Here is a 24282-nt window from a genome sequence, read left to right as displayed (position 1 = left end):
CTCACAAGTTGCGGTAGCCTCCACTGCGTGAACACCGAAACCGGGCGCGATGCTTCCGGCGAGCTGCTCGAGCTCCTGTACACGATCCTGCGCGGGGTCCGACGAGAGGCCGGGCCCTACGCACCGGGTCAGCTGCGGTTCCTGCGCACCCTCGCGGGCTGCGGCTCCGCCCAACGGCCCGGCGCGCTCGCCGACGCGCTCGCCGTCGCACCCCGTTCCGTGACCTCCAAGGTCGACGTCGCCGAAGCCGACGGCCTCGTGCGCAGGCTCCCCGACCCGACCGACCGCCGCGCGACGCTCGTCGAGCTGACCCCCGCCGGGCACGACCTGCTGGCTGCGTCCGCACACCTGCGCCACGAGTACATCGCCGCCCGACTCGCGCGGCTGTCGCCCACCGAGCAGACCGAGCTGCTGCGCCTGCTGCGCGTCGTCGGAGCAGAGACGGACTGAGCCGCCTTCGGGGCGTGCGGCACGACATCATGGTCTCGTGACCACGGACCCGGACGACGACGAGCTCGAGCTGATCCGTCGGTCCGGCGTCGTCCTGCGCGTCGGACGGTTGAGCCTGTCCTCCGGCACCGGCTCCTACCGGGTCAAGGCGTCGATGGGCCGGGTAGCCCGAGCGCTCGGCATCGACCGCCACGAGGCGCACGTGACGCTCACCGAGATCACCACCACGTCGCACCGCGGCGCGAGCTTCCGCACCGAGGTGACCGAGGTGCGCTCGGTCGGCATCAACGTCGACCGGCTCACGGCGCTGGAGCGTCTCGTCGGAGATCTCGACGCCGCAGGCCGCGCAACGGTCGAGGACGTCACCGCGGGCCTGGATCGCATCGCCGACAAGCCCTTGCTGTACCCCGTGGCGCTGAACGCCCTGTGGGCGGCGATCGCGTGCGCCGCGTTCTCGTTCCTCAACCACGGTGGCGTCGTCGAGATCCTCGGCGTCTTCCTCGGCGCGTTCCTCGGCCAGGCGCTGCGCCGCACGATGGTCCACCGCGGCTTCAACGTCTTCGCCGTGACCATGCTCTGCGCCCTGGTCGCGTGTCTCGGCTACCTGGCATTCGTCTCGCTCGTGGAGGCCGTGGGCGACACCGGGGTCCCGCACGAGGCGGGGTACATCTCGGCGGTGCTGTTCCTGATCCCCGGGTTCCCGCTCGTGACGGGCTTCCTCGACCTCGCCAAGATGGACTTCTCCGCCGGTGTCGCCCGGCTGACGTACGCCATCATGGTGCTGACCTCGGCCGCGCTCGCCGTCTGGGCGCTGTCGCTCGTCGTCGGGCTGGTGCCCGAGCCGGCGAGCGCACCCGTCCTCGGCTCCGGCGTCCTGCTCGCCCTGCGGTTCGCCGCGAGCTTCGTCGGCGTGCTGGGCTTCGCGCTGATGTTCAACAGCCCGTGGCGGATCGCGTTCGCGGCAGCCGTGATCGGCATGGTCGCCAACGTGCCGCGCATCTACCTCAACGAGGCGGGCACGCCCCCGCAGGTCGGCGCCGCACTGGCCGCGCTGGCAGTCGGGCTGATCACCGCCGTCGTCGCACCGCGGCTCGACGTCCCCCGGATCACCGTCTACGTGCCCGCCGTCACGATCATGGTTCCCGGGGTGCTCGCCTACCAGGCCGTCTTCCACATCTCGAACGGCGACACCGTCGAGGCGCTCGCGTCCGGCGTCGAGGCCGCCCTCGTCGTGGCGTCGCTCGCGATCGGTCTGGCCATCGCCCGGATGCTCACCGACCGCACGTGGGCCTACGAGCGCTAGGCGGCCCAGACGCCGTCGCGCATGAGCCACCGACCCGCGAGCTCGTTCTCCTCCCGCCACACCTGGATGCTGCGCGGCGTGACCCGGAAGTAGGAGTAGAGCGCAGACTGCCGACGAGGGTCGAAGCCTGCCTTGGCGGCGAACAGGTCTCCGAGGTCGGGGGCGATCGCGTCCGCTGCGACCGCCTCGACCGTTCCCTGCACGAGCACCACGTCCCGGGTCAGGCCGATCCCCACCTGGACGCTCTCGTTGGTGGCGAGGTTGCGCCCCGTGGGGCTCGTCGTGGTCGTCGCGAACACCAGCGCGTCCTCGTGCCACAGGAACGACAGCGGCGTCAGCCGGGGTTCGCCCGTGCCGGTGTCCGCCGTGGCGACCCAGGCGTCGACGTCGTGGCCGAGCCGGTAGAGAGCGTCCTGCCGACGAGTCTCGGTGCTGCGGGGTCCGGGCTGCTCAGACACTGACTCGCCTCCGGTCGACGTGTGTTCTGCCCATTGTGCTGGTGTGGCTGAGGAAGGTCGTCGCGTTCTGGCTCGGCAACGTGTCGGCGCCCGGTACGGTCCCGGCATGGGCGGGCACGGGATGCAGACGGTCGAGCTGCTCGACGGTGAACCTGAGCGCCCGCACGAGGACGTGCTCGAGGCTGCGCGGTCGCGGCGCCGGTTGCGGTGGTGGCTGGTCGGCCCAGCCGTGCTGCTCGTGGTCGTCCTGGGTGCCGTGCAGTGGGTCCTCCGGTCCCGTGAGGAGGCCCAGATCACGCGACTGGCTGCCGTCGACGGCGTGGTTGCGCAGGTGGACGGACCGCTCGATGTCCGTCGCCGGTACTCGGAGGCGGACGCCCGGCTCCTGTTCGGGTCGCAGGGCAGTGAGCTGGTGCGTGGGGCCGACGGTTCTCTCACGTACGAGTGGCGCACCGACTCGGGTGGCGACCCGCTGTGGAGCAGGCAGCTGCTCGGCCCCGTGCCTGCGCTTGCGGGTGCGCTGTCGGTCTTCGGTGCCAGCAGGTGCGAGCCGGACGTCGGGCCTGACGCGGACGTCTCGAGTGCCACGCGGGTCGTCTGCCTCGTCACGGACGGCGGCGTGAAGACGCTCGACACGGACGGCAGTGCGGAGCTGGTTGCCGCAACGACCGCGTTCGTCGAGGTGCTCGACACGGCCACCGGTACGCCGCTCGCCCACTGGCCTGCTCCCAGCGCGCAGACCTTCACGCTGCTGGGTGGGCAGATCGTCGTCGGGGCTGCCGAGCAGGCGGCTGACGTCTTCACGAGCAGGGCGGTGCTCACCGGCGAGATCCGATGGACGCACGTGGTTCCGATCGCGTCGGGCGAGGTCGCGGCCGACCTGACGTGGCGACAGATCGACGCGTCCCGCGCGGGGGAGCTCGTCGCGCTCCGGACCTCCACCGGTGACGTGCAGCTGGTGTCAGCCGACGGGCAGGTCGTGCGTGACTGGTCCGGTGACCAGGGCAGCTCGAGGGGTGTGGAGGTCGACCCGACGGGCCGGATCATCCTGGAGTCGTGGGACGCGGCAGGGTCTGAGACCGTGACGATCTTGACCTCGGACGGGCACACGAGCGCGGTCGGCACCCTGCAGGGTGCCCTGCTGTCGGCCCAGGTGGACGACGGTTCCGTCCGGCTGCTCCTGACCACCGACCAGGCGCTCCACGCGTGGGATCCGGACACCGGATCTCAGCGTTGGTCGTCCACGGAGGTCTCGGGCGGCGCGTCGTCTGTGCTCGTCGTCCGCGGACACCTCTACGTGCTGGGCTCGGGCGGTGTGGCTGCGCTCGACGGGCGCACTGGCGCGACGTTGTGGCGTATGCGACCTGACCGGGGCCTGATGCCCGCGATGCTGCTGACGGATGCCCACCACCTGCTGGTCGGCTACGAGCCGTCGGCAGGCGACGCGGAACCGCTGCTGGTCGCCTACGACTTCGAGGGCGGCACCGAGGTGTCACGCGCGCCCTACCCCGACGGGATCGACCACCTGGCGATCTGGGGCGGCAAGCTCATCGGGTACGGGGACGCGTCCGGCGAGTTGGCCGAGCTCGGGTAGAACCGGCGCGCGAACCTGTCAGGGGGTCTCGCGGACGCGGTCCAGCAGGAGGACGGCGATGTCGGACACCTCGGCGGTCCCGCCGGCAGCCGCGACGCCGTCGGTGAGCATGACGGTGCAGAACGGGCAGGCGGTCGCGATCGTCGAGGCGCCCGTGGCGAGGGCCTCCTCGGCGCGTGCGGTGCCGATCCGCGTCCCGATCGTCTCCTCCATCCAGACGCGCGCACCCCCGGCGCCGCAGCAGAACGACTGCTCCTTGGCGCGAGGCATCTCGGTGACCGTCAGGCCGGGGATCGCGCCGAGCAGGTCGCGCGGAGGGGCGTAGACCTGGTTGTGCCGGCCCAGGTAGCAGGGGTCGTGGTAGGTGATCGCACGCTCGTCATCAGAGGGCAGGGGTGTCAGTCGGCCGTCCGCGACCAGCGTGTTGAGCAGCTCGGTGTGGTGGACCACCTCGTAGCGGCCCCCGAGCTGCGGGTACTCGCGCGAGATCGTGTTGAAGCAGTGCGCGCAGGTGACGACGATCCTCTGCGCGCCGACCTCGTTGAGCATCTCGACGTTGGCGCTCGCGAGCATCTGGAACAGGATCTCGTTGCCCGCGCGCCGTGCGGGGTCGCCGGTGCACGACTCGCCGTCGCCGAGCACCGCGAAGCTCACGCCCGCGGTGTGGAGCAGCTCGGCGACGGCCTTCGTCGTGCGGATCGCGCGGTCCTCGTAGGCGCCCGCGCAGCCGACCCAGAACAGGTACTCGACCTCGGCGGCGGACTCCACGTCGACGCCCACCACCGGCACGTCGAAGTCCAGACCCTTGGCCCAGCCGAGCCGCTGCCGCGCGGGCAGCCCCCACGGGTTGCCCTGCCGCTCCAGCTTGGTGAACGTCCCGCCGAGCTCCTTGGGGAACGCCGACTCCATGAGCACCTGGTAGCGGCGCATGTCCACGATCGCGTCGACGTGCTCGATGTCGACCGGGCACTGCTGCACGCACGCACCGCACATGGTGCAGGCCCAGAGGGCGTCCGGGTCGATGATGCCGCCGCCGAGCAGGTCGATGCCGGCGTGGGACTCGTCGGGCTCGGGCAACAGGTAGGGCGCCGTCGCCGCCGCGTGGTCGCGCAGCGCCAGCGTGACGAGCTTCGGGCTCAGCGGCTTGCCGGTCGCCCACGCCGGGCACTGGTCCTGGCAGCGGCCGCACTCGGTGCACGTCGAGAAGTCGAGCAGACCCTTCCACGTGAAGTCCTCGATCGCGCCGACCCCGAGGCGTGCGTCGTCGGGCAGGTCTTCGAGAGCCTCCAGGTTGATCGGCTCGCCCGTCGGGGTGCGCAGCGGTTGCAGCGGACCGAGCGCGACGCCGCCTGTCGGCTCACGCCTGGCGTAGACGTTCGCCACCGCGAGGAACCGGTGCCAGGCGACGCCCATGGTCGGCTGCAACCCGACGACGACGAACCACGACATCGACACCGCGATCTTGACCGTCGCGACGACGACAACGGCGGCCTCGAGCGTCGTCGTCGGGACCGAGTCGAGCAACGCCCCCAACCACGCGGTGAGGGGGTAGTGCCACGCCGCGCCGCCGCCGAGCGCGTACTCCAGAGCGCGCAGGACGATCACCGCCAGCACCACGGCCGCGACCGTGAACTCGACGAAGAACGCGCGGACCTGGTGCGACCCGAAGAACCGTGACCGCCGCGGGTCCGCCCCACGCGGCAGCAGGCGGAGCCGGAGGACGAACAACGCCGTGATGCCGATCAGTGCGGCCCACGCGAACGCCTCGATCGCCCACTCCAGCGGCGCGAAGCTCCCGATCAGGGGAAGCGTGAACGACGGGTCGACCACCTGCCCGTACCCCGTCACGAGCGCGAGGAACAGCAGCGGGAACGAGATCATCACCACCCAGTGCGCGACCTTGACCACGGGCTTGTGCTGGAACCGCCCGTGCCCGAAGACCTCCGCCAGCAGCGTCCGGGTCCGCGCACCGACCGGCGTCCACCGGCCAGGCAGCGCCCGCCCGATCCGCACCGTCCGCACGATCGCGGCCACACCGCGCGCGAACAGGCCGACGCCGACCACCGTCGAGACGACGACGATCCCGAGACAGGTCAGCTGCAGCGCATTCACGGCGCCACGGTACTTGGCCGGCCCCACGCCGGGCTGCCCTGGCGCGCAGCGACGGACACCGGGAACCGGTTACCCGCAATGCGTTGATAAGGTTCAGACCAATCCAGACCCCGCCCTACAGGACGGAGCCGGACGTTGCTGCTGCTCCTCACGCTCCAGGTGATCGCAGCCCTCGTCGCGCCTGCTCTCGTCCGGCTGCTGGGTCGCAAGGCGTTCTGGGTCCTCGCGCTCGCCCCCGCCAGTGCGGCCGCGTGGGCGCTCAGCTGGACGTCGGCGGTCCAGCGTGGGGACGGACCCACCGAGACGGTCGAGTGGATCCCGTCGCTGGGCATCGAGCTGACGTTCCGGCTGGACACGCTCTCGTGGTTCATGACGCTGATCGTGGGCGGTGTCGGCGCGCTCGTGCTCGTCTACTGCTCGGCGTACTTCACGACGACCGCCAGCGGGCTGGCACGGTTCGCGGCGGTGTTCGTCGCGTTCGAGGGTGCGATGCTCGGCCTGGTCACCGCTGACGACATGCTCATGCTGTTCGTCTTCTGGGAGCTCACGACCGTCACGTCGTACCTGCTCATCGGGCACTACGCCGAACGCAAGGCGAGCCGGCGCGCGGCCATGCAGGCGATCGTCATCACGACCGCCGGCGGACTGGCCATGCTCGTCGGCATCATCCTGCTCGGCGAGGCCGCGGGCACGTACCGGCTGTCGGCGGTCGTCGCGCACCCGCCGCAGGGGACCACCGCGGTGACTGTCGCGATCGTGTGCATCCTGGCCGGGGCGGTCACCAAGTCCGCGCTCATACCGTTCCACTTCTGGCTGCCCGCGGCGATGGCCGCGCCGACGCCCGTGAGCGCGTACCTGCACGCCGCGGCGATGGTGAAGGCCGGTGTCTACCTCGTCGCGCGGTTCGCCCCGGCGTACTCGTCGGACCCCACGTGGCACGGGATCGTCGTGGTCCTCGGCTGCGGCACGATGCTGCTCGGCGGGTACCGGGCGCTGCGCCAGCACGACCTGAAGCTGATCCTCGCGTTCGGCACGGTCAGCCAGCTGGGGATGATGATCGTGCTGGTCGGGCTGGGAACCCGGTCTGCGGCGCTCGCGGGCCTGGCCATGCTCGGCGCGCACGCGATGTTCAAGGCGGCGCTGTTCCTCGTCGTCGGGGTCGTGGACGCCGCGACCGGGACCCGCGACCTGCGACGGCTGTCGGGCGTCGGCAAGACCCTCCCCATCACGGCGCTGGCCGGGGCGTTGGCGACGGCGAGCATGATCGGGCTCATCCCGTTCGCGGGGTACGTGGCCAAGGAGTCGGCGCTCGAGTCGCTGCACGACGACCCGGCGATCCTCGCCGCCGTGGCTGTCGGCTCCGTGCTGACGGTCGCGTACGGGCTGCGCCTGTGGTGGGGGGCGTTCGCGACCAAGCGGGCGGTCGCACCGGCCGCCGTCACCGAGTCGGACGTCTCGCTCGGGGACGCGGCCCACGAGGACGCGGCACCCGCGCCCATCAGCCACCCGTCGCTCCTGCTCGTCTGGCCCGCGATGATCCTCGGCGCGCTCGGGCTCGCCGTCGCACTGCTGCCCCAGCTGGGTGAGCACCTCCTGGCGCCGTACGCCAACACCTACCCGTCCGGGGAGCCCGGGCACCTGCTCCTGTGGGCCGGGGTCACGCCGACGTTCGTGCTGACGCTGGCCATCCTGCTCAGCGGCGCCGTGCTGTTCGCGGTGCGGGACCGGGTGGAGCGCTGGCAGTCGGACCTCTACCGGGGGCCGGAGGCCGATCTCATCTACCGCCGGTTCATGCGGCGCCTCGACGACCTGGCAGCGGACGTCACCGGCCTCACCCAGCGCGGCTCGTTGCCCGTCTACCTCGGCCTGATCCTCGTCGTCTTCGTCCTCGCCGTCGGTGGGCCGCTCCTGCGGACGACGCTTCCCGGGCACTACATCCCGTGGGACGACCCCGCGCAGGCCGTCTTCGCGGCCGCGGCGATCGCCTCCGCACTGCTGGTCACGCGGGCACGCCGCCGGCTCAAGGCCGTGATCCTGCTGGGCGTCGGCGGGTACGCCATGGCCGGTCTGTACCTGCTGCACGGCGCACCGGACCTCGCGCTCACCCAGGTGCTCGTCGAGACGGTCACGCTGGTGGTGTTCGTCCTGGTGCTGCGACGGCTCCCTCCCTACTTCTCCGACCGCCCCCTCGTCGCGAGCCGCTGGGTGCGGCTCGCGCTGGGGCTCGCCGTCGGGGTGGTCGTGGCCGGCGTCGCGCTCGTCGCCCCCGGTGCCCGTGTGCACCTTCCGGTGTCCGCGGACTTCGCCGAGGAGGCTGTGACGTGGGGCGGCGGCAAGAACATCGTCAACGTCACGCTGGTGGACATCAGGGCGTGGGACACGGTCGGCGAGATCTCGGTCCTGCTGGTCGCTGCCACCGGTGTCGCGTCGCTGGTCTTCCTGTCCCGGCGGACGGGCGCGATCTTCCGGGCACAGGATGCGCAGCGCGACCGCGCCGTCTGGGGTGGGTCGACCGACCCGATGGCGGCGCTGCGGGCACCCGAGGCGGACACACCGGTCAGCGCAGCCCGCGACCGCGAGTGGTTGCAGGCCGGACGGACGCTCGCCCCGCAACGCCGGTCGATCATCTTCGAGGTCGTGGTCCGGCTGCTCTTCCACACGATGCTCGTGTACTCGGTGTTCCTTCTGTTCAGCGGGCACAACGCCCCGGGCGGTGGCTTCGCGGCCGGTCTGGTCACGGGCATCGCACTGATCGTGCGCTACCTCGCGGGCGGCCGGTACGAGCTCGGAGAAGCCGCCCCGGTGCAGCCTGGTCTGCTGCTCGGCCTCGGGCTGTTCCTGTCGGCGGGCGTCGGCCTGGTCGCACTGCTGGTCGGCGGGTCGGTCCTCGAGTCGTGGATCCTGGACTTCCACCTGCCGGTCGTCGGCGACCTCCACCTGGTGACCAGCCTGTTCTTCGACGTGGGCGTCTACCTCGTCGTCGTCGGGCTGGTGCTCGACATCCTGCGCAGCCTGGGCGCCGAGATCGACCGTCGCGCCGAGACGGGCGAGGACCCGGTGGGCGGCGGGGCCTCCGAGCGGATCGCCGCGTTCCGGGACGACGCATGATCGACATGAGCCCGAACCTCGTCCTCGTCGTCACCATCGGCGTGCTGTTCGCTGCGGGCGTCTACCTGCTGCTCGAGCGGTCCCTCAGCCGGGTCCTGATCGGCGTGATCCTCATCGGCAACGGTGCGAACCTGCTGTTCCTGGTGGCCGGTGGCGCTGCCGGACGCCCGCCGATCGTCGGGTCGGGCGAGGGGCCGATGGCGGACCCGCTGCCGCAGGCCATGGTCCTCACGGCGATCGTCATCACGCTCGGGATGACCGCGTTCCTGCTCGCGCTCGCCTACCGCTCGTGGCAGGTGAACCGGCACGACGAGGTCCAGGACGACGTCGAGGACCGCCGCATCGCCCGCCTCGCCGCGCGCGACGAGCGTGCCGTGACCGACGCCGACACCGACATGTCCACCGAGACCCTGGACGACGAGGCGGAGCAGGCGCGCGACGAGACCGACCGGGGTGCCCTGTGAACTGGGTCGTCCCGCTCCCGGTCGTGATCCCGCTGTTCTCCGCGGGCCTCGCGCTCGCGCTCTACCGCCGCCCGAACGTCCAGCGGCTCGTCAGCGTCACCGCGCTCAGCCTGGTGCTCGCTGCCTCCATCACGCTCCTCGTGCTCGCCGACGAGGGCCCGCTCGTGGTCGACGTCGGCGACTGGGCGGCGCCCGTGGGCATCAACCTGGTCGCGGACCGGCTGTCCTCGCTCATGCTCACCATCTCCGCGGCGGTCACGCTCTGCGTGCTGCTCTACTCGCTGGCACAGGGCAACCAGGACGACGAGGAGTCGGCGCCCGTCTCGATCTACCACCCGACGTACCTGGTGCTCGCGGCAGGCGTCGCGAACGCGTTCCTGTCCGGCGACCTGTTCAACATCTACGTCGGGTTCGAGATCCTGCTCGCGGCGTCCTACGTGCTCATCACGTTGGGCGGCAGCGGCGAACGCATCCGCGCGGGCACCGTCTACATCGTCGTCGCGCTCCTGAGCTCGGTCCTGTTCCTGGTCGCGATCGCGATGATCTACGCGGCGTGCGGCACGGTGAACCTGGCGCAGCTGGCCCTCCGGCTGCCGGAGATCGACCCGAGCACCAGGCTCGTCCTGCAGGTCATGCTCCTGCTCGCGTTCGCGATCAAGGCGGCCATCTTCCCGCTGTCCGCCTGGCTGCCGGACTCCTACCCGACCGCGCCCGCACCGGTGACCGCGGTGTTCGCCGGCCTGCTCACCAAGGTCGGCGTCTATGCGATCATCCGCACCCAGACCCTCCTCTTCCCAGGCGGGCAGCTGGACGACGTGCTCATGTGGGCGGCCCTGGCCACGATGGTGGTCGGCATCCTCGGTGCGGTCGCGCAGGACGACATCAAGCGTCTGCTCTCGTTCACGCTGGTCAGCCACATCGGGTACATGGTCTTCGGCATCGCGCTGTCCACGCAGGCCGGCTACTCGGCGTCGATCTACTACGTCGTGCACCACATCACCGTGCAGACGGCGCTCTTCCTCGTGGTGGGTCTGGTGGAGCGTGCCGGTGGCACGACGTCCCTGACGCGTCTCGGGGGCCTGGCCAAGGCTGCGCCCGTGCTCGCGATCCTGTTCTTCGTGCCCGCGATGAACCTGTCCGGCATCCCGCCGCTGTCCGGTTTCCTCGGGAAGGTCGGGCTCCTCGAGGCCGGTGTACAACAAGGGACAACGCTGACGTACGTCCTGGTTGCTGGGGGCGTGGTCACGTCGTTGCTCACGCTCTACGCGTTGGTGAAGGCCTGGAACAAGGCGTTCTGGCAGACACCCGAGGAGGAGCGCCCACCGGTTCGCCTGCCGTTCGGCATGGTCGCCCCGACCGCCGCCCTGGTCGGCATCGGCCTCCTGCTCACGGGTGCCGCAGGGCCGCTGTACGGGTACACCGACCGTGCGGCGGCCTCGCTCGAGGCGCGCACGCCCTACATCGACGCGGTCCTGCCGGACGGCGAGCGAGGTCTCGGAAAGTCCGCCGACGCAGCGCCCTCCGCGCCCGAAGGGAGCCACGGATGAGCCCGCACCAGCGCCGGATCCGCTGGCACACGCAGTGGCCGACGATCCTCTGGCTGACGGTCGTCTGGGTGCTGCTCTGGGGTGACCTGTCGGTCGGCAACGTGCTCGCCGGCCTGGTGATCGGCCTCCTGGTCACCAACGGCCTGCGCATGGCGCCCATCGACTTCCACGGGCGGCTGCGTCCGATCGGGATCGTCCGACTGTTCGCGCGGTTCGCGGCCGATCTGGTGAGGGCGTCCTTCGAGGTCAGCCTCATCGCCCTGCGCCCCGGGTACCAGACCCGCGGTGCGGTGATCGGCGTCCAGCTGCGCAGCCACTCCGACCTCTACCTGACCCTGACCGCCGAGCTCGCGTCGCTGGTGCCCGGTTCGCTCGTGGTCGAGGCGCACCGGCTCACGGGCAAGCTCTACCTGCACGTGCTCGACGTGCGGCAGAGCGGCGGCATCGAGGCGGCCCGCCGGTCGGTCCTGGACCAGGAGGAGCGGGTGCTGCGTGCGTTCGCGTCGGACGAGGAGCTCGAGGCCGCAGGACTCCGGAGGCGAGCATGACCGCCGTCATCATCGTCTGCGGGGTCCTGCTCACGGTCGGCGCGACCCTCGCGATCATCCGCGTGGAGAAGGGCCCGTCGATGCTCGACCGGACGGTCGGCCTGGACATCGTGGTCACGACGATGATCGCGGCGATCGCGCTGTACGCCGCGATCCAGCGGCGTGCTGACGTCGTGCCGATCCTCGTGGTGCTGTCGATGGTCGGCTTCGTCGGGTCGGTGACCATCGCGCGCTTCGCCTCCGTGGAGCCGGTAGGTGAGGGTCGCGTCCGCACCCGTGAGGAGATCGCCGCGCAAGAGGCCGAGCGGATCGCCGCCGAGGACGAGGCCGAGGAGGCCCGCAGGCTCGGGCGTCGCGAGTCGGCCGACGAGCGCCATGACGGGGAGGTCCGATGACCTGGACCGCGGTCGCCGACGTGGTGTCGGCCATCTGCCTGATCGGCGGTGCGTTCCTCGCGTTCGCGGCGGGGGTCGGCGTGCTGCGCTTCCCCGACCTGCTGTCCCGCATGCACGCCGGAACCAAGCCGCAGGTGCTCGGTCTGGTGCTCGTCCTGATCGGCCTGGCGCTGCGGCTGCGGTCGGGCGGTGCCGTGTGGGCGCTCGTGCTCGTCGCGGTGTTCCAGATGCTCACGGCGCCCGTCGCCGCTCAGATGGTCGGCCGGGCAGGCTACCGGACCGGCAAGATCCGCGACGACCTGCTGGTGGTCGACGAGCTGACCGCGGACATGGAGCGCGCGACAGAGCAGCTGACCGACGCCCCTGCGGCGGACCCGCCGACGACGTGAGCCGGTGCCCGATCGGCGCGACCGCACACGGTCGAGCCGAGCGGGACCCCGGGTGGCCGACCGTCAGCCGATGCCCGACAGCGTCCTCAGCGTCGAGGCCAGGGCCGTCGAGTCGACCTCGGTGAAGAACGACGCATCGGCGTCCTCGACCACCTTGATCGCCCGAGCGGCCAGGGCCGCGCCGGCGGGCGTGACGAGCACGAACTTGGCCCGTGCGTCCGCGGGGTCCTGCTCCCGGCGCAGTAGCCCCTTGGCCTCAAGGCGGGCGACGACGTCGGACGTCATCTTCGGATCCGTACCCGCCTGGGCCGCGACCTGCGACTGCCGCGGCGGGTCGCCGTGCTCGCCCAGCCACCAGGCGCACGCGAGCAGGACGAACTGCACGTGCGTCAGGTCGAGGGGGGCGAGCGTGGCGGTCATGACCCGTTGCCAGCGCATCGTCGTGTGCCAGAGCAGGAACCCCGGGCTCTGCGACGGACCTCCGGCGAACCGGGTCACCGGCGGGCGGCGGCGAACAGGGCCTGCATCGACTCGCCGAAGTCGCCACTGATCTGCGGCCCGAGCTCGGGCCCGACCTGGTCGGCCGACGGGCCGTCGATCTCGAGCCGGTGCGTGACGCGAGAGCCGCCGCCGTCGAGCGCGACCAGCGTGTGCCGGAACAGCAGCGTCACGTCACCGAACGAGGTGCGGTCGGCGTAGGTGGCCGGCTCGACCAGGTCGACGATCTGCGACTCGAACGTGCCCTGGCCCACCGGCGTCACGGCCACGGTGCTCCCGACCTCGAACGGGCCGCGCAGCTCGAACGTGTCGGCGCCGTCGTAGGTGAGGACCCCGCGGTGCAGGTCGGCCAGCGCGGCCCAGACGGTCTCGCGGGGCAGGTCGGTCTCGGCGGTGTGCTCGGTCGTCCACATGGTTCTTCCTCCTGATGTAGTCCGTGCGGCGACTATAGGCGCACGGACTAATGCGACGCAAGCACGATCGCGCTCCTGCGAGAAGGACCTAGTCCTCGTCCTCGATCCGGGCCACCACACGGGCGGCGCCACGGGTCGCCAGCACCCGGGAGATCGCGACGAACGCGCCGGTCAGGGCGGCAGCGATGACGATCTCCGGCAACCGCGAGTCGCCGGTGTCCTCCACGGTCGGAGGCTTGTGGCCCGTTCGGGCCTTCCACACGCTGCTGATGACCTTCTGCGCCAGCCACGCGGCGGCGACGGTGGCGACCGCGCCGATGACCTTGGCAAGGATGGTGGCCTTGGGCTTGTCGGACATGCAGGTAACGCTAGCGGGCGAGGCCCCCCGGGCGCTGCCCGAACGGGCGTAGGATCACCGACGAACGACAGGGGAGCGTCAGGTGCGACATGGCCTGGACGCTGAGAGTGCGGGCCTCCGCAGACCCTCGAACCTGATCCGGTTGATACCGGCGTAGGGAGTCGGGCTTCTCAGTCTCCGTGGTCGCACCCGTTGTGGGCGCTCCACGGGGACCCCCTCCTTTTCGACCAAGGAGGAGCACTACACATGGCGAGAACCTTCTCGCTCACCGCGGTCATGGCCGTCGTCGCGGCCTCGACGGCCGCCACACTCACCGCGTGCTCGGCCATCGGCAGCAGCGACGAACCGTCCTCCGGCGGGAACGGCACCGTCACCTTGGTCACGCACGACTCGTTCGGGCTGTCCGACGGGCTGCTGGACTCGTTCACCGAGAAGACCGGGCTGACGGTCAAGGTGGTCCAGCCCGGTGACGCGGGGACCTTGGTCAACCAGCTCGTGCTCACCAAGAGCGCACCCCTGGGCGACCTCGTGTACGGCATCGACAACTCGTTCGCGTCGCGCGCGATCGACGAGGGCGTCGTGCAGTCCTACGTCTCGAAGGTCCCGGCCGCCAAGGACGCTGCACAGTACGCGGTCGACGGGTCCGACGCCCTGACCGCGATCGACGACGGCGACGTCTGCATCAACGTCGACCACGCCTGGTTCACGGCGCACCAGCTGGCCGAGCCGGTCACCCTCGAGGACCTCACCAAGCCCGAGTACAAGGACCTGACCGTGGTGCCCAACGCGGTGACGTCGTCGCCCGGGCTCGCGTTCCTGCTGGCCACCATCGGCGCGTTCGGCGAAGACGGCTACCTGCAGTACTGGAACGACCTCAAGGCCAATGGCCTGCAGGTCGCCGACGGGTGGACCGACGCCTACGAGACCGACTTCTCCGGTGGTGGGGGCGGCGGGCCGCGTCCGATCGTCCTGTCGTACTCGTCGTCGCCGCCGTTCACCGTGCCCGAGGGCGGCACCGAGCCGACCACCGGCGCACTGCTCGACACGTGCTTCCGGCAGGTCGAGTACGCGGGCGTCCTCACGGGCGCCGCCAACCCGACCGGTGCCGAGAAGCTGCTCGACTTCCTGCTGTCGGACGACGTGCAGGCTGACATCCCGGACTCGATGTACATGTACCCGGTGAGCTCGGCCGCGGAGCTTCCCGCCGAGTGGGCGTCCTGGGCGCCGCTGGCGACCGACCCGTTCGAGGTGCCGCCCGCCGACATCGCCACGAACCGAGCGGACTGGCTCAAGCAGTGGTCCGCGACCGTCATCGGGTGATCCGGTCATGACCACGACGCTCGCCCGTCCCACGACGACCGCTCCCGCAGCGCCGTCGGGACGGGCGCGCGTCGTCGCCTTCTGGACGCTCGCGGTCGCCGTGCCGCTGGCGTTCCTCGCCGTCTTCTTCGTGTGGCCGGTCACCGTGATGGTCGGCAAGGGGTTCGTCGTCGACGGGCACCTGGATCTGTCCGGGTTCGCCGACGTGTTCACGCAAGCGCGGACCTGGCGGATCATCGGCCTGACGATCGCACAGGCCTCGCTGGGCACGGCCATCTCGGTGCTGCTCGGCGTGCCCGGCGCGTACGTGCTCTACCGCCATGCGTTCCGGGGGCGCGGGGTGCTCCGCGCACTGGTCACCGTGCCCTTCGTCCTGCCGACCGTCGTGGTCGGTGTCGCGTTCCGCTCGCTGCTCGTCGACGGGGGACCCCTCGGCTTCCTGCACCTCGACGGGACGTTGGCCGCCATCGTCTCGGCGCTCGTGTTCTTCAACTACGCGGTCGTCGTCCGGGCGGTGGGTGGCCTCTGGGAGCGCCTCGACCCGCGCGCCGAGCAGGCCGCCCGGGCGCTGGGGGCGTCGCCCTGGAAGGCGTTCCGCACGGTCACCCTGCCGCAGCTGGCGCCCGCGATCGCGTCTGCGGCGTCTCTGACCTTCCTGTTCTGCGCCACCGCGTTCGGCACCGTCCTGATCCTCGGCGGGCTGCAGTTCGGCACCATCGAGACCGAGATCTGGATCCAGACCACGCAGTTCCTCGACCTGCGGGCCGCCGCCGTGCTGTCGGTGGTGCAGCTCGTCGTCGTCGCCGGGGTGCTCGTGGTGGCAGGTCGGGCGCGGTCGCGACGTGAGCGCGCACTGGACCTGTCGGAGCCGGCCCTGGCGGTGCGCGTCCTGTCGTGGCGTCGTCCGCCGGGCATGCCGCCCGGTGACGGGCACGCGCTCTCGCTGGTGGCCGCAGGCGTCACGGGCGTGGTCGTCCTGCTCATCGCGACGCCTCTGGTCAACCTCGTGGTCCGCTCGCTGCAGACCCCCCGCGGCTGGGGCCTCGACAACTACACGGCGCTGGGCACCACCGGCGGGTCGCTGACCGTCACCGTGTGGCAGGCGGCGCTGAACTCGCTGCGGATCGCGCTGGACGCCACGACGATCGCGCTCGTCGTGGGCGGGCTGGTGGCGCTCGTCGTGTCACGTCGCCCACGCCGTGCTTCTGCTCGGCGAGCCGTCACCGGGCTGGACGCGCTCTTCATGCTCCCGCTGGGCGTGTCCGCGGTGACCGTCGGGTTCGGGTTCCTGCTGTCCATGCACCACCCGTTCGGGCTGCCGGTGGACCTGCGGACCAGCCCGCTGCTGGTGCCGATCGCGCAGGCCGTGGTCGCGGTGCCGCTCGTGGTGCGGACCGTGCTGCCCGTGCTGCGCGCGATCGACCCACGTCTTCGCGAGGTGTCGGCGACCCTCGGTGCCTCCCCGTTCCGCGTCCTGCGGACGGTCGACCTGTCCCTGTCGCTTCGCGCGCTGGGCCTCGCGATCGGGTTCGCGTTCGCGGCGTCGCTGGGCGAGTTCGGGGCGACCTCGTTCCTGGCCCGGCCCGACCGGCCCACCCTGCCCGTGGTGATCTTCCGGCTGATCGGCCGGCCCGGACCGGAGAACTACGGGATGGCACTCGCGGCGTCGGTGGTGCTCGCGGTGCTGACCACACTCATCGTCGCGACGTGCGAGCGGCTGCGGACCACCGGATCCGGAGGTGACTGGTGACACTCCACATGGAGGACGTCGTCGTGCGGTACGGGGCCGCGACGGCTGTCGACCACGTCTCCCTGGCCGTCCAGACCGGTGAGGTCGTCGCGCTCCTCGGGCCGTCCGGGTGCGGGAAGTCGTCGCTGCTGCGGGCGGTCGCGGGCCTCGAGCCGCTCGTCGGCGGCTCGGTGAGCTGGGACGGCTCCTCGCTCGCGGGCGTTCCGGTCCACAGGCGCGGGTTCGGGCTCCTGTTCCAGGACGGGCAGCTGTTCGCGCACCGGTCCGTGAGCGGCAACGTCGGCTACGGGCTGCCCCGGGGCGCCTCGGTCGACGCGCTGCTCGAGCTCGTCGGCCTGGCAGGCTTCGGCGACCGGTCGGTCACCACCTTGTCCGGCGGCGAACGCCAGCGCGTCGCGCTCGCCCGCGCGCTCGCCCCGCAGCCACGGCTGCTCCTCCTCGACGAGCCCCTGTCCGCCCTCGACCGCACCCTGCGCGAGCGGCTCGCCGTCGACCTGCGCGCGGCGCTCGTCTCCACGGAGACCACCGCCCTGTTCGTCACGCACGACCACGACGAGGCGTTCGCGGTGGCCGACCGCGTCGGCGTCATGTCGGGTGGCCGCCTGCTGCAGGTCGCGGCCCCCGCCGAGCTGTGGCGTTCCCCGGTGTCACGGGAGGTCGCGTCGTTCCTCGGCTACGAGGCGTTCGTGCCCGTAGGTGCGGCGGCTGCCGCGCCCTTGCGTGAGGCGCTGGGATCCCGATCGGTCGCGGATGCCACGATCGCGCTCGCCGAGGGCGCGTTCGTGGTCGGACGCGCCGGGGCCGCCAAGGGCACGGTCACCGGCGTCGCGTCCCGGCGCGGGCGGTCCGAGGTCCGCGTCGAGGTCGACGGCATCGGTGCGGTGACGGCTCTCGGTCCGGTGGGCGGCCGCTGGGCGCAAGGCGACGTGGTCGAGCTCGGCGTGGAACCGGATGCTCTGGCGGTCCTGCCGCTCTGACGGCTGCCCCCGGGCCCTTGTCAGGCCGGCTGGTCCTGAGCTGACTGTCGTCGTCGTGTCCACACCACGTCGACGACGACGGCCAGCACGATCAGCACGATCATGAACCAGAACGAGCGCCGCTGTGCCCGGAACAGGTCGACGACGAACCAGGCCAGCACCACGGCCGAGATCACCGTCGCCGCGGCCGTCAGCAGCGTCGAGGCGTTCAGCTCCGACCGCAGCCGGAACGCCGCGATGGCAACGAGCAGGAACACCGCCAGGGACACCGCGCTACCGACGGATGCGAGCGCGCCGAGACCCAGCACGGTGACGAACAGGATCGTCAGCCCGGCGGTGATCAGCAGCCCACCGTGGCTCCCCAGCCGTGTCCGCGAACCGAAGGCCGGTGGGAACGTGCCCGAGTCCGCCAGCGCGCCGGTCAGCGCGCGTGAGCTGTAGAGGATCGCGGTGACGCTGGACGAGGTCGCGAGCAGTGCGGCGATCGTCATCATCGTGTAGCCCGCCTGCCCCAAGGTGGGCTCGGCAGCCACGGCGAGCGCCCGGGGTCCCGCGGCCACCACCTCGTCGACGGGGAGCGTGCCGAACACGCACACCGCGACCAGCACGTACAGCACGGTCGTGATGGCCAGAGCGGCGTACAGCGCGATCGGCATCTGCCGTCGAGGCTCGGGCAGGTCGTCGCCCACGAAGGAGATGACCGCGAAGCCGAGGAACGCGAAGAACGTCAGGGCGATGCTGGCGATGATGTCGTTGACGCTCGGGTACGTGCTCGGCGCGAGCAGCGCGAAGTCGACCTGGGAGAACGTGCCCACGATGAACACGGCGAACACGACCAGGAGCAGGCCGACGATCACCGACTGAACGCTGTCGACCAGACGCGGGCCGGCGATGGTGAGCCAGGTGCCGAACGCGATGAGCAGCACGGCGCACACCTTGGACAACCAGCCGCCGGACGGGCCGTCGGCGATCACGTCCGCCGCGTAGTCCCCGAACGACGCGGCGACCATGGCGCCCACGACGACGATCGCGGTGAGGTACCCCAACCACGCCGCCACCCCGACGAGCCGACGGCTGCGGAATCCGTGCGACAGGTACACGATGATCCCGCCGGACGACGGCCAGCGCATCGCGAACTTCACGAGCGTGTACCCGAGCGCCGTGCACATGATCCCGGCCAGCAGGAACGAGAGCCACACGGCGGAGCCGGCCACCGCACCGGCCTGGCCGAGCAGCGCGAAGATCCCGGCACCGACCATCGCGCCGACGCCGAGCACGATGGCTCCTCGCACGCTCAGGTGCGCCTTCGCGGCGGGTACCGGCTCGGACATGCGACTCCCTCGGGTCATGCCGCCGGTGCCGCGGCCGGCACGCCCGACGATAGACCCGTCGCGTCGTGCTGTGCTCGTCATGCGCCGCGCGAGCCTGTGGCTGCCCGACGAGCGTGCTCGCCCATCCCTGACTAACGTCGTTGTCGGAGGGCGAGGTGAGCAGCGATGACGCTGGAGCTCCGTGAGGTCGTGTCGGTCGACATCCCGGTCCCGCTCGCGGCCGTGTGGCCCCACCTGCGTGAACCTCAGCTGGTGCGCCGGTGGTACCGGTGGGACCACGACGGGCTCGATGCCGAGATCCAGGCGTTGTTCGCGGTCGGACCGGTCGAGGCGCACGACGTCGTCGGGAACGAGACGATCCACACGCTCACGTGGCCGCACCACGACGTGATCATCACCGCACGGTCGACGGTCTCGGTCCCCGGCCACACCCGGCTGACGGTCACCCGCCGAAGCCACCAGGGGACCTCCTCGTTCGACGGCGTCCGCGACGTGGTCGACGAGGAGTGGATCGCGTTCGTGCACCAGCTCGCGTTCGCGATCACCGTCCACCCGGGGGAGGACCGTCGGACCCTGTCGACGTTCGGCCTGGACGCGGGCACCCCCGGAGACCGGCTGCTCGACAACGCCGGGATCGCGGGCATCCGGAGCGTCCCCGTGGGCGGTCACGTGCAGGCCCGCCGCCCGGACGGCACGCTGCTCGGGGGGACGGTCGACTACATGACACCGCTGCAGTTCGGGCTGCGGCTGCACGGGATCAGCGCCATCTACTTCGTCATCATGGAGGTGCCCGCCGCGGCCACCCCGCCCCACGGGACCGTCAACGCGATCCTGTCCACCTACGGTCTCGACGACGTCACGTTCGCCGAGGTGGAGGACCGGTGGGGGCGCTGGTGGTCCATGTCCATGCCCAAGGCCGTCAGGACGACCTGACGGGTCCCGGGCCGCGCCTCACCGCCACGCCTCCCGGTTCGCCTGCGCGAACGCCCGGAAGTCGCGGGGCTCGCGGCCGAGGAGGTCTGCCACGCCCGTCTCCAGGTGCGCGTTGCGTCCGTCGAACAGCTCGCGGAACAGCATCAGGACCAGCTCGACCACGTCCGGCGGGGCGCCCTCCAGGGTCGTGGCGTACTCCTGCGGCGTGACGGTCTGGAACGTCACCGCGCGGCCCGCGGCGTCCGCGATCTCGTGGACGGCATCGGCGAACGACAGCAGGCGTGGCCCGGTGAGCTCGTAGAGCCGTCCCGCGTGACCCTTCTCGACGAGGGTCGCCACGGCTGCGTCGGCGAGGTCGTCGGCGTCGAGGAACGGCTCGCCGACGTCCCCGACGGGCAGTGCCAGACGACCAGTCACGATGTCGTCCACGAACAGGCCTTCGGAGAAGTTCTGCGCGAACCAGCTCGCACGCAGGACGGTGCTCTGGGGTGCGTTGCTCCTGAGCGCCGCTTCGGCCTCCTGCGCCTGCGGTTCCCCTCGACCGGAGAGCAGGGTGATGGCACTGAGGTGGGCAGCCGCCTTCCCGAACATCGCCAGGTGCTCCGGTGCGCTCGGTACTGCGACGTCGGGTGCGTAGGCGATGTAGGCGCGCTCCACGCCGTCGAGGGCTGCGTCCCACGTGTCGGGTCGGTCCCAGTCGAACGGCGGCGTGCCGTTCCGCGAGCCGATCCGGGTGCTGTGTCCCAGGGCTTCGAGACGAGCTGCGACGCGGCGACCGGTCTTGCCGGTGCCTCCTGCGATGAATGTTGTCATGCGTCTATCTGAATGCCTGCTCGGGAGCGTCTCAATCGTTCAGAAGCGCGCGAGCATACGTAGGCGTCTACTGTGAGGCGATGGACCCGCTGTCGGCTGTGCTCGCCGGACCGAGTGCCCGGGACGCGTTCGTGCTGCGGTGCTCGCTCGAGCCGCCGTGGGCGATGCGGATCGAGGACCGGGCACCGCTCACCGTCGTCGCGCTGGTGCGCGGGCAGGCGTACATCCTGGCGACAGGGTGCGAGCCCGTGCTCCTGCGTGCCGGGGACGTCGCCGTCATCCGCGGGACCTCGGACTACACGGTCGCCGACGACCCCGCGACAGCCCCGCAGGTGCGCATCGGTCCCGGCCAGGTCTGCGTCCCGCTGGCGGGTCCGGGCACCCCGCCGATGACCGACGTCGGGGTGCGGACCTGGGGCAACGCGCCCGACGGCAGCACCCTGCTGCTCAACGGCACCTACGAGTCGCAGAGCATGGTCGGCCGGCGCGTCCTCGCGGGACTTCCGCCGGTCGTCGTCGCGCCACGTGAGCACGTCCCCAGTGCCCTGATCGACTACCTCGCCGCCCAGATCTCCCGCGACGAACCGGGACAGGCGGCCGTGCTGGACCGGATGCTCGACCTCGTCCTGATCGCGGTGCTGCGCTGGTGGTTCGCGGCGCAGCAGCCCACGTCGTCCAGCAGCGCCGGTGCGGCCGGCTGGTACCGGGCATCGGCCGACCCGGTCGTCGGGCGCGCGCTGCTGCTGATGCAGGAGCAGCCGGCCGCACCCTGGACCGTGGAGCGGCTCGGCGCGAGCACCGGGCTGTCGCGCGCCGCGTTCGCGCGACGGTTCACGGCGCTCGTCGGCGAGCCGCCGTTGTCGTACCTGACCGGCTGGCGGATGTCGCTGGCCGCCGACCTGCTGCAGGAGCCGCACGCGACAGTCGCGTCGGTTGCGCGCCAGGTCGGGTACGGCACGCCGTTCGCGTTCAGCACGGCGTTCAAGCGCGAGCACCAGGTCAGCCCGCAGCAGTACCGTGCGAGCCTCGTCGCGGCTACCGGGTGAGCTGCCACTCGCCCGACCCGCCCGCCGGCCGGAAGCCGAGCGCGACGTTGATGCCCAGCATGTAGCTGTTCTCCTCGGCGTTCCACGTGCCGACGCGCCGGACGAGCGGCCGCTGCGCCGCGAGCCGCTGGAGGTTGGCGGCCTTGACCAGCATCCCCAGCCGACGCCCGCGGTGCTCCTGGAGCACGAGCGTGTCGTTCTGGTGCACGAAGTCCCGTGCGTGCGGCATCGTCTTGAACTCGGTGAACGCGGCGAGCGTGTGCGTCGGGACGTGCTCGGCTGCCATCACCAGGAGACCGACCCCGCGCTCCTCGAGCTGCTTCTCCGTCGTGCGGATCCGCTCGCCGTCCCAGCCCTCCTCGCCGTAGTCCAGGCCACCCACGGGTGTGTCCGTGCTCATCCGCCCGACGAGCACGGCGTAGTGCTCGACCCACTCCTCGGGGCAGTGGTCCGACCAGGACACCAGGCGGTAGTCGGGCCCGGCGTGCTCGTCGGCATCCCGTCGCAGGCGTCCGACATGGTCCTGGTCGAAGGGGAGGTCGAAGACCGAGTACCGGGCCACCTGGGCGAGCGCGTACCCGTGCGTCCTCGCGAAGCGCGTTCCGTCCGCCGTGGCCGAGACCCGACCTTCGCCGGTCGACGGCGTGAGGACGTCCGGACCGTCGGGAGGTTCGACCCGCTGGTCGGTCGACGCCTGGAACGTCGATCGACCGGCCTCGGTCCCACGCGCGATCACGGCGTCGTGCAGGCCGGAACCGATGCCCCGGCGGCGGTGGTCGGGGCGGACCCCGATGTCCACGATGCCCAGGTGGGTGTTGTCGCGCAGCGGCATGTCCAGCGCCGCGTAGCCGAGCACCCGGTCCGGGTCGTCGGTGGTGCCGTCGGCCACCGCGACCAGGCGGATCTTGCGGACGTAGCTCGCGTCGTGCAGCGCACCGAGGATCTCCTGCGCCGACCGGTCGAGGTCGTGGTTGCCCCAGCTGTCCAGGAGGACCGCGTTCGTGGCCCGCACGAATCCGTCCAGCAGCCAGGAACCCGGGGAGCTCGTGCTCTCCAGTGCGGGAACCTCGCGGAGGGACCACGTCGTCATGCTCACCACCCTCGCGCGCCGTCTCTCCGCGGTCGATCCAATTGTCCGGGGCGCGGCCGGGGGGGTCCGGCGCCATGGCGGAACTGCGACGCTCCGGTACCATAAGTTCGGTAGGCCGAACTTCTGGAGCGCAGGATGCAGAGCAGAACGACCGTCGACGTCGACCGGGCGCCCGCCGCCGCGGCCCGGCGCCGGTTCGCGTTCCTGCTCGGGCCGGCGTTCGTGGCCGCGATCGCCTACGTGGACCCGGGCAACGTCGCCGCGAACCTCACCGCCGGAGCACGCTACGGCTACCTGCTGCTCTGGGTGCTCGTGGTGGCCAACGCCATGGCCGTGCTCGTCCAGTACCAGTCCGCGAAGCTCGGGCTCGTCACCGGGCAGTCGCTTCCGGGGCTGCTGGGCCAGCGGTTGCGACGTGGGCCCAGGCTCGCGTTCTGGGCGCAGGCGGAGCTCGTCGCCGCCGCCACGGACATCGCCGAGGTGGTCGGTGGGGCCATCGCCCTGAACCTGCTCTTCGGGACTCCCTTGGCCCTGGGCGGGCTCATCGTCGGCGTCGTCTCGCTGCTCCTGCTGCTCACGCAGAACCGGTACGGGCAGTCGCGGTTCGAGCTCGTGATCGTGAGCCTGCTCGCGATCATCTCCATCGGCTTCCTGGCCGGGCTGTTCGTCGTGCCGCCCGATGCGCGCGGCGTGCTGTCCGGCCTGGTGCCGCGGTTCGACGGCCCCGGCTCCGTCCTGCTGGCCGCGTCGATGCTCGGTGCGACCGTCATGCCCCACGCGATCTACGTCCACTCAGCGCTCGCCCGCGACCGCCACGGAGCTCGCGGGGACGTGCCGCGGGTGCTGAGAGCGACCCGCTGGGACGTCGGGTGCGCGCTCGCGATCGCCGGCGTGGTCAACATCGGGCTCCTGCTGCTCGCCGCGTCCGCGCTTCGAGGCGTCGAGGGCACCGACTCCATCCCCGGTGCGTACGACGCGATCGTGGCGGCCCTCGGCATCGGCATCGGCATCGCGTTCGCCATCGGGCTGCTCGCCTCAGGTCTGGCTTCGACATCGGTCGGTGCCTACGCGGGCGCGACGATCATGGAAGGACTCCTGCACCGGCGCGTTCCCCTGGTGGTGCGGCGCGCGGTCACCCTCATCCCGGCGCTCCTGCTCCTCGCGATGGGCGCCGACCCGACCTGGACCCTCGTGGTGTCCCAGGTGATCCTGTCCTTCGGCATCCCCTTCGCGGTCATCCCGCTGGTCCGGCTCACCCGGTCCGCCGCAGTCATGGGGAGCTACCGCAACGGCCCGCGACTCCACGCGACGCTCCTGGTGGTGGTCGGGCTCGTCGTCGCCTTGAACCTGACCCTTCTGGTCCTGCTGGCCCTGAGCTGACGCCT

At 71.4% G+C, this 24282-nt stretch carries 23 protein-coding genes and 1 riboswitch; of the genes, 15 read left to right on the top strand and 8 right to left on the bottom strand.

Translation table 11 applies throughout. The features are described from left to right. Positions 1-27: 27 nt before the first annotated feature. Positions 28-450 carry a MarR family winged helix-turn-helix transcriptional regulator gene (locus N553_RS21170; protein ID WP_034620661.1) on the top strand — a complete coding sequence of 141 codons (423 nt, stop codon included), beginning with the start codon at positions 28-30 and terminating at the stop codon, positions 448-450. 37 nt (positions 451-487) lie between these two features. Beyond that, positions 488-1753, top strand: coding sequence for a threonine/serine exporter ThrE family protein (locus N553_RS0104965; RefSeq protein ID WP_028045611.1), 1266 nt, complete (start codon positions 488-490; stop codon positions 1751-1753). Here N553_RS0104965 and N553_RS0104960 read toward each other — a convergent pair. Continuing rightward, positions 1750-2211 (bottom strand): pyridoxamine 5'-phosphate oxidase family protein, encoded by a 462-nt coding sequence (locus tag N553_RS0104960; protein ID WP_028045610.1) that lies wholly within the window; start codon positions 2209-2211, stop codon positions 1750-1752. The two genes, N553_RS0104965 and N553_RS0104960, sit on opposite strands and share 4 nt — an antisense overlap. Before the next feature lie 106 nt (positions 2212-2317). Between N553_RS0104960 and N553_RS0104955 the strand changes: the two genes are divergently transcribed. Next, entirely contained in the window at positions 2318-3805 is a 1488-nt protein-coding gene (locus N553_RS0104955) for a PQQ-binding-like beta-propeller repeat protein (RefSeq protein WP_028045609.1), read from the top strand. Between the two features lie 18 nt (positions 3806-3823). On the opposite strand, the gene N553_RS0104950 is transcribed toward N553_RS0104955, so the two are convergent. Next, positions 3824-5917 carry a (Fe-S)-binding protein gene (locus tag N553_RS0104950; protein WP_028045608.1) on the bottom strand — a complete coding sequence of 698 codons (2094 nt, stop codon included), beginning with the start codon at positions 5915-5917 and terminating at the stop codon, positions 3824-3826. Between the two features lie 135 nt (positions 5918-6052). Here N553_RS0104950 and N553_RS21165 point away from each other — a divergent pair, with 135 nt between their 5' ends. The 6 genes from N553_RS21165 to mnhG are packed head-to-tail and all read left to right on the top strand — an operon-like array spanning position 6053 to position 12368. Further along, complete coding sequence (locus tag N553_RS21165) at positions 6053-9025, top strand: Na+/H+ antiporter subunit A (RefSeq protein WP_034620658.1); 2973 nt, start codon at positions 6053-6055, stop codon at positions 9023-9025. Beyond that, a complete protein-coding gene (locus N553_RS0104940; protein WP_028045607.1) occupies positions 9022-9489 on the top strand; it encodes a Na(+)/H(+) antiporter subunit C in 468 nt (155 codons plus the stop codon). Before N553_RS21165 ends, N553_RS0104940 begins: the two co-directional genes overlap by 4 nt. Then, positions 9486-11036 carry a Na+/H+ antiporter subunit D gene (locus N553_RS0104935; RefSeq protein WP_028045606.1) on the top strand — a complete coding sequence of 517 codons (1551 nt, stop codon included), beginning with the start codon at positions 9486-9488 and terminating at the stop codon, positions 11034-11036. Before N553_RS0104940 ends, N553_RS0104935 begins: the two co-directional genes overlap by 4 nt. Further along, positions 11033-11584, top strand: a complete 552-nt coding sequence (locus tag N553_RS0104930; protein ID WP_028045605.1) for a Na+/H+ antiporter subunit E — start codon at positions 11033-11035, stop codon at positions 11582-11584. Before N553_RS0104935 ends, N553_RS0104930 begins: the two co-directional genes overlap by 4 nt. Further along, the gene (locus tag N553_RS24120) at positions 11581-11979 is read left to right on the top strand and encodes a monovalent cation/H+ antiporter complex subunit F (RefSeq protein WP_051639831.1); all 399 of its coding nucleotides are present in this window, start codon (positions 11581-11583) and stop codon (positions 11977-11979) included. The genes N553_RS0104930 and N553_RS24120 overlap by 4 nt, the downstream gene beginning before the upstream one ends. Further along, positions 11976-12368, top strand: coding sequence for a monovalent cation/H(+) antiporter subunit G (gene mnhG, locus N553_RS21155; RefSeq protein ID WP_034620655.1), 393 nt, complete (start codon positions 11976-11978; stop codon positions 12366-12368). Before N553_RS24120 ends, mnhG begins: the two co-directional genes overlap by 4 nt. Positions 12369-12431: 63 nt before the next feature. Here the strand turns inward: mnhG and N553_RS0104915 are convergent, their stop codons facing one another. The 3 genes from N553_RS0104915 to N553_RS0104905 form a co-directional block, all read right to left on the bottom strand. Next, entirely contained in the window at positions 12432-12788 is a 357-nt protein-coding gene (locus N553_RS0104915; RefSeq protein ID WP_231505164.1) for a MarR family winged helix-turn-helix transcriptional regulator, read from the bottom strand. A 74-nt stretch (positions 12789-12862) separates the two neighbouring features. Further along, entirely contained in the window at positions 12863-13279 is a 417-nt protein-coding gene (locus N553_RS0104910) for an SRPBCC family protein (RefSeq protein WP_028045603.1), read from the bottom strand. Positions 13280-13367: 88 nt separating this feature from the next. Next, positions 13368-13637, bottom strand: a complete 270-nt coding sequence (locus tag N553_RS0104905) for a DUF4235 domain-containing protein (RefSeq protein ID WP_028045602.1) — start codon at positions 13635-13637, stop codon at positions 13368-13370. Between the two features lie 59 nt (positions 13638-13696). Beyond that, a riboswitch (TPP riboswitch) is annotated at positions 13697-13814 on the top strand. Positions 13815-13883: 69 nt separating this feature from the next. Between N553_RS0104905 and N553_RS0104900 the strand changes: the two genes are divergently transcribed. Genes N553_RS0104900 through N553_RS0104890 form a run of 3 tightly spaced genes read left to right on the top strand, consistent with a single transcriptional unit; the run spans position 13884 to position 17684 of the window. Then, the gene (locus tag N553_RS0104900; protein ID WP_028045601.1) at positions 13884-14957 is read left to right on the top strand and encodes a thiamine ABC transporter substrate binding subunit; all 1074 of its coding nucleotides are present in this window, start codon (positions 13884-13886) and stop codon (positions 14955-14957) included. 7 nt (positions 14958-14964) lie between these two features. Continuing rightward, positions 14965-16707, top strand: coding sequence for an iron ABC transporter permease (locus N553_RS21150; RefSeq protein ID WP_051639830.1), 1743 nt, complete (start codon positions 14965-14967; stop codon positions 16705-16707). 8 nt (positions 16708-16715) lie between these two features. After that, positions 16716-17684: an ABC transporter ATP-binding protein gene (locus N553_RS0104890; protein WP_034620652.1), complete on the top strand. Its 969-nt coding sequence runs from the start codon at positions 16716-16718 to the stop codon at positions 17682-17684. 20 nt (positions 17685-17704) lie between these two features. Here N553_RS0104890 and N553_RS0104885 read toward each other — a convergent pair whose 3' ends face one another. Further along, positions 17705-19015: an APC family permease gene (locus tag N553_RS0104885; RefSeq protein ID WP_028045599.1), complete on the bottom strand. Its 1311-nt coding sequence runs from the start codon at positions 19013-19015 to the stop codon at positions 17705-17707. Between the two features lie 165 nt (positions 19016-19180). Between N553_RS0104885 and N553_RS0104880 the strand changes: the two genes are divergently transcribed. Next, entirely contained in the window at positions 19181-19948 is a 768-nt protein-coding gene (locus tag N553_RS0104880) for a hypothetical protein (RefSeq protein ID WP_028045598.1), read from the top strand. Between the two features lie 18 nt (positions 19949-19966). Here N553_RS0104880 and N553_RS0104875 read toward each other — a convergent pair whose 3' ends face one another. After that, on the bottom strand, positions 19967-20761 hold the full coding sequence (locus tag N553_RS0104875) for a hypothetical protein (protein ID WP_028045597.1): 795 nt from the start codon (positions 20759-20761) through the stop codon (positions 19967-19969). 80 nt (positions 20762-20841) lie between these two features. Between N553_RS0104875 and N553_RS0104870 the strand changes: the two genes are divergently transcribed. Further along, positions 20842-21807: an AraC family transcriptional regulator gene (locus N553_RS0104870; protein ID WP_028045596.1), complete on the top strand. Its 966-nt coding sequence runs from the start codon at positions 20842-20844 to the stop codon at positions 21805-21807. On the opposite strand, the gene N553_RS0104865 is transcribed toward N553_RS0104870, so the two are convergent. Then, positions 21797-22897: a GNAT family N-acetyltransferase gene (locus N553_RS0104865; protein ID WP_028045595.1), complete on the bottom strand. Its 1101-nt coding sequence runs from the start codon at positions 22895-22897 to the stop codon at positions 21797-21799. The genes N553_RS0104870 and N553_RS0104865 overlap by 11 nt on opposite strands. A 135-nt stretch (positions 22898-23032) precedes the next feature. On the opposite strand from N553_RS0104865, the gene N553_RS0104860 reads away from it, so the two are divergent. Then, positions 23033-24277: an Nramp family divalent metal transporter gene (locus tag N553_RS0104860; RefSeq protein WP_028045594.1), complete on the top strand. Its 1245-nt coding sequence runs from the start codon at positions 23033-23035 to the stop codon at positions 24275-24277. Positions 24278-24282 lie beyond the last annotated feature (5 nt).

Origin of the sequence: Cellulomonas sp. URHE0023 (assembly GCF_000688475.1) — a bacterium.
GTDB lineage: Bacteria > Actinomycetota > Actinomycetes > Actinomycetales > Cellulomonadaceae > Cellulomonas.
This window is presented reverse-complemented; position numbering and strand designations above follow the sequence as displayed.

Bases quoted from the DNA above. Each gene is read 5' to 3' on its own strand.
- N553_RS0104875 (WP_028045597.1), bottom strand. From the start codon at position 20,761: ATGACAACATTCATCGCAGGAGGCACCGGCAAGACCGGTCGCCGCGTC.
- N553_RS0104880 (WP_028045598.1), top strand. From the start codon at position 19,181: ATGACGCTGGAGCTCCGTGAGGTCGTGTCGGTCGACATCCCGGTCCCG.
- N553_RS0104860 (WP_028045594.1), top strand. From the start codon at position 23,033: ATGCAGAGCAGAACGACCGTCGACGTCGACCGGGCGCCCGCCGCCGCG.
- N553_RS21150 (WP_051639830.1), top strand. From the start codon at position 14,965: ATGACCACGACGCTCGCCCGTCCCACGACGACCGCTCCCGCAGCGCCG.
- N553_RS24120 (WP_051639831.1), top strand. From the start codon at position 11,581: ATGACCGCCGTCATCATCGTCTGCGGGGTCCTGCTCACGGTCGGCGCG.
- N553_RS0104930 (WP_028045605.1), top strand. From the start codon at position 11,033: ATGAGCCCGCACCAGCGCCGGATCCGCTGGCACACGCAGTGGCCGACG.
- N553_RS0104890 (WP_034620652.1), top strand. From the start codon at position 16,716: ATGGAGGACGTCGTCGTGCGGTACGGGGCCGCGACGGCTGTCGACCAC.
- N553_RS0104910 (WP_028045603.1), bottom strand. From the start codon at position 13,279: ATGTGGACGACCGAGCACACCGCCGAGACCGACCTGCCCCGCGAGACC.
- N553_RS0104940 (WP_028045607.1), top strand. From the start codon at position 9,022: ATGATCGACATGAGCCCGAACCTCGTCCTCGTCGTCACCATCGGCGTG.
- N553_RS0104865 (WP_028045595.1), bottom strand. From the start codon at position 22,897: ATGACGACGTGGTCCCTCCGCGAGGTTCCCGCACTGGAGAGCACGAGC.
- N553_RS0104870 (WP_028045596.1), top strand. From the start codon at position 20,842: ATGGACCCGCTGTCGGCTGTGCTCGCCGGACCGAGTGCCCGGGACGCG.
- N553_RS0104905 (WP_028045602.1), bottom strand. From the start codon at position 13,637: ATGTCCGACAAGCCCAAGGCCACCATCCTTGCCAAGGTCATCGGCGCG.
- mnhG (WP_034620655.1), top strand. From the start codon at position 11,976: ATGACCTGGACCGCGGTCGCCGACGTGGTGTCGGCCATCTGCCTGATC.
- N553_RS0104955 (WP_028045609.1), top strand. From the start codon at position 2,318: ATGGGCGGGCACGGGATGCAGACGGTCGAGCTGCTCGACGGTGAACCT.
- N553_RS0104915 (WP_231505164.1), bottom strand. From the start codon at position 12,788: ATGACCGCCACGCTCGCCCCCCTCGACCTGACGCACGTGCAGTTCGTC.
- N553_RS0104900 (WP_028045601.1), top strand. From the start codon at position 13,884: ATGGCGAGAACCTTCTCGCTCACCGCGGTCATGGCCGTCGTCGCGGCC.
- N553_RS0104885 (WP_028045599.1), bottom strand. From the start codon at position 19,015: ATGTCCGAGCCGGTACCCGCCGCGAAGGCGCACCTGAGCGTGCGAGGA.